The following is a 535-nucleotide window of genomic DNA, read 5'->3' as shown; positions in this document are numbered from 1 at the left end:
AAACAGTCTGGGAGACTGTTTCAGCCTGAGCCTAGAAATTCGAAAGCGAAGCTGTTTAGACAAGGTATAATAAGGACTAAACATATCCATAGTAATGATTTTCACTCGACATCGGACGGCTCTATCATATTTAAGAAAGTGATTTCGAATGATAGCTTGTGTTCTGTCCTCAAGAATAGTGATGATATTGAAATTGTCAAAATCTTGCGCAATGAAACTCATCTACATCTCCCGATTGCTACAGTCACTTCCCTGACTGTTTCAACATCCCAGGACATAATCTCACGAAGACGAGAAAAATCATGTTTAAAGTGAAAGTCATTAAGCTTGCGAATAACAGTTGAAGTTGAGATGGCTAGCTGATGAGCAATATCGGTCATAGAAGTTTTTCAATCAACTTTTGAGCAATCTTTTGGTTGATGATACGAGGGATTTGATGATTTTTCTTGACGAGGGAAGTCTCAGCGACAGCCTTTTTTGAGCACTGATAGCACTTAAAACGGCGTTTTTTAAGGAGAATTCTGGTAGGCATACC

At 38.9% G+C, this 535-nt stretch carries 1 pseudogene; it reads right to left on the bottom strand.

Annotation, left to right across the window (positions count from 1 at the left end):
* Positions 1 to 535 (bottom strand): annotated as a pseudogene (locus tag QM959_RS09580) (helix-turn-helix domain-containing protein); the annotation flags it as partial.

This window comes from Streptococcus mitis (assembly GCF_047459985.1).
Taxonomy (GTDB): domain Bacteria; phylum Bacillota; class Bacilli; order Lactobacillales; family Streptococcaceae; genus Streptococcus; species Streptococcus mitis_DZ.
This window is presented reverse-complemented; position numbering and strand designations above follow the sequence as displayed.